General features: G+C 46.1%; 3 protein-coding genes and 1 pseudogene. All 4 read right to left on the bottom strand.

Translation table 11 applies throughout. The features are described from left to right. Positions 1 to 43: 43 nt before the first annotated feature. A complete protein-coding gene (locus BG32_RS06505) occupies positions 44 to 691 on the bottom strand; it encodes an amino acid ABC transporter permease (protein ID WP_220660312.1) in 648 nt (215 codons plus the stop codon). Further along, the gene (locus BG32_RS06500) at positions 688 to 1,380 is read right to left on the bottom strand and encodes an amino acid ABC transporter permease (protein WP_121526590.1); all 693 of its coding nucleotides are present in this window, start codon (positions 1,378 to 1,380) and stop codon (positions 688 to 690) included. Before BG32_RS06500 ends, BG32_RS06505 begins: the two co-directional genes overlap by 4 nt. 8 nt (positions 1,381 to 1,388) lie before the next feature. After that, complete coding sequence (locus BG32_RS06495) at positions 1,389 to 2,120, bottom strand: amino acid ABC transporter ATP-binding protein (protein WP_220660311.1); 732 nt, start codon at positions 2,118 to 2,120, stop codon at positions 1,389 to 1,391. A 77-nt stretch (positions 2,121 to 2,197) separates the two neighbouring features. Continuing rightward, positions 2,198 to 2,410, bottom strand: a pseudogene (locus BG32_RS06490) (transporter substrate-binding domain-containing protein); the annotation flags it as partial.

The raw sequence follows: 2,410 nt of genomic DNA, 5'->3' as shown, positions 1-2,410 counted from the left end.
TCGGGCCTGAAAAACTCAAGCTTGGAAGACTCGAGCTGAAACTTCATTTGTTACTCCCTCCCTCTAGTTTTTTAGATATGACAATTAGCGGATAGCACACAAGTATAAAGAACGCAGACACTATGGTAAATGCAGTAAACGGACTCAAAGTCAGCTGCATTATCTGTCTGGAGGTTCTTACGATCTCAACCATTCCAACGAGTGAGACTATCGAAGTGTCTTTTATTGTCATTACTATCTGGCCGACAATTGACGGCATGGTACTCTTTATGATCTGAGGCAAAACTACATGGATTAGTTTCTGAAAGTAGTTCAATCCAAGAGCCTCGGCCGCTTCAAACTGCCCTTTATCTAAAGACAGAAGACCGCTTCTGAAAACCTCTGAAAGATATGCCGTTGCCGTAACTGAAAGAACGACTATTCCCGTCTGAAACGCGCCCAATTCAATTCCAACGTACGGCAGCGCAAAGTAGATCGCGTACACGATTATCAAGAAGGGCGATCCCCTGATTATCTCTACAACAATGCCTAGAAGTTGCGATGCAACGGGAATTCGATGGAAACGAATCAGGGCGATTGCAATTCCCAGCACTATACCGATTCCCAGAACGAATGGAAGAAAGGCCAGGTTGTTAAGGAAGGCGACTCCGAGCCTAACTATCTGCTGTAGTAAAGATATGTCTTGCATCATACCACCTTCTTAAGACCGAACCATCGCTTCGCATCCGACTGTCTCGATTTCTGATTTCTGCTTATTAGACCGCTCAGAAGAGCAAGAACCAGATAGATTCCGAAATACATTAACATCGGTACACCGAATGATTCGAATGGCATATAGGTTCTCGCAGCGATCTTCCGAGCAGTGTATGTAAGCTCGGGGATAACCAGAACTGCCGCAAGACTTGTGTCTTTTATCAAGTACGAGAATTGGCTGATCAGTGGTGGCAGGATGTTTCTGAAGACCTGAGGCAATATAACCTTACGCATCGTCTGAAACCATGATAGACCAAGTGCTTTTGAGGCTTCTGTCTGGCCCTTGTCTATAGCTATAAGCCCGCCGCGCACTATTTCGGATATATAAGCGCCGCTGTTGAGAGAAAAGGCAACTATCGCGCTTTGAAAGGAAGTCAGCATCAGTCCGGTTATCGGGAGACCGTAGTGGACGAAGTACAACTGGACAAGCAAAGGAGTCGATCTTATGAATCCCGTATATATTCCTACGGGTATTCTTGCAAACCGGGACTTCATAGTTGAAAGGATGCCAACCACCGTTCCAATAATGAGGGAGAAAACACCACTCAAAGCCGCAACTTTTAGCGTTTCCAACAATGCTTCAAAGAAATCGGGAAGATACTGTGAGATCATTCTCATGTCAAGCATGACATCACCTAAAGTATCTTGCTCAGGAATTCCTTGGTTCTATCACTCCTGGGATTGTTGAAGAACTCATCCTTAGGGGTAAGTTCGATCAGCTTCCCGTCATCCAGGAAACCAATTTTGTTGGCCACCTGTCTCGCAAAGCCCATTTCGTGGCTGACGATTATCATCGTCATACCGCCGCGCGCGAGGTTAGTCATGACATCCAGTACTTCCTTTATCATCTCAGGGTCGAGGGCCGACGTGGGTTCGTCAAAAAGCATGAGTTTTGGATCCATTGCAAGGGCTCTAGCGATGGCAACTCTCTGCTTCTGCCCTCCGGAGAGTTGAGGAGGGAAGGCATCGTACTTCGCCGATAATCCCACCTGATCCAGAAGCTTCTTTGCTTTTTCAACGGCTTCATGTTTAGGTACTTTCTTAACTAGTATGGGCGCTAGAGTGACATTGTCAACTACGGAAATGTGAGGGAAGAGGTTGAAATGCTGGAAGACCATTCCCGAGTTCTTTCTAACGAAATTCAGGTTAGCTCTTGTCTCCTTGATGTCTTTTCCCAAAACCTCGATCGAACCCTCGTGAAAGTGCTCGAGCATATTTATACAGCGAAGAAGAGTGCTTTTCCCGGCCCCGCTGGGTCCGCAAAGGACCAGCACATCGCTTTCGTATATATCTAATTCGACGTCCTTGAGAACGTGAAGTTTGCCAAAAGACTTGTTGAGACCTCGAATTCGAACAATCGGTTCCATCAGAATTCCCCTTTCGATTCCTAAAATGAGATGGGGGCTAGCCCCCCATCTCATCTTGAAATAACGATTTTCTTGATTTAGTCAATAATGAAAGATGGTTCCCAGGCCTTGCCTACGTATTTCTCGTAAATCTTTCCGTATTCGCCAGTCAGCTTTTCCCACTTGAGGAACCAGTTGAACCATTCGACCAGAGAGTCGGAATCCTTGTCCTGCCTGAAAGCAAGTCCGTAAGTGTCGGGTCTCACATAACCGTCCAAGATCTTCAGATCCGGGTTCTTGTTTACTAGCTC

It is taken from the genome of Mesotoga sp. HF07.pep.5.2.highcov (assembly GCF_003666285.1).
GTDB classification, from domain to species: Bacteria; Thermotogota; Thermotogae; order Petrotogales; family Kosmotogaceae; genus Mesotoga; species Mesotoga prima.
Note: the sequence above shows the minus strand (reverse complement) of the source record. Positions and strands in the feature narration are given on the sequence as shown.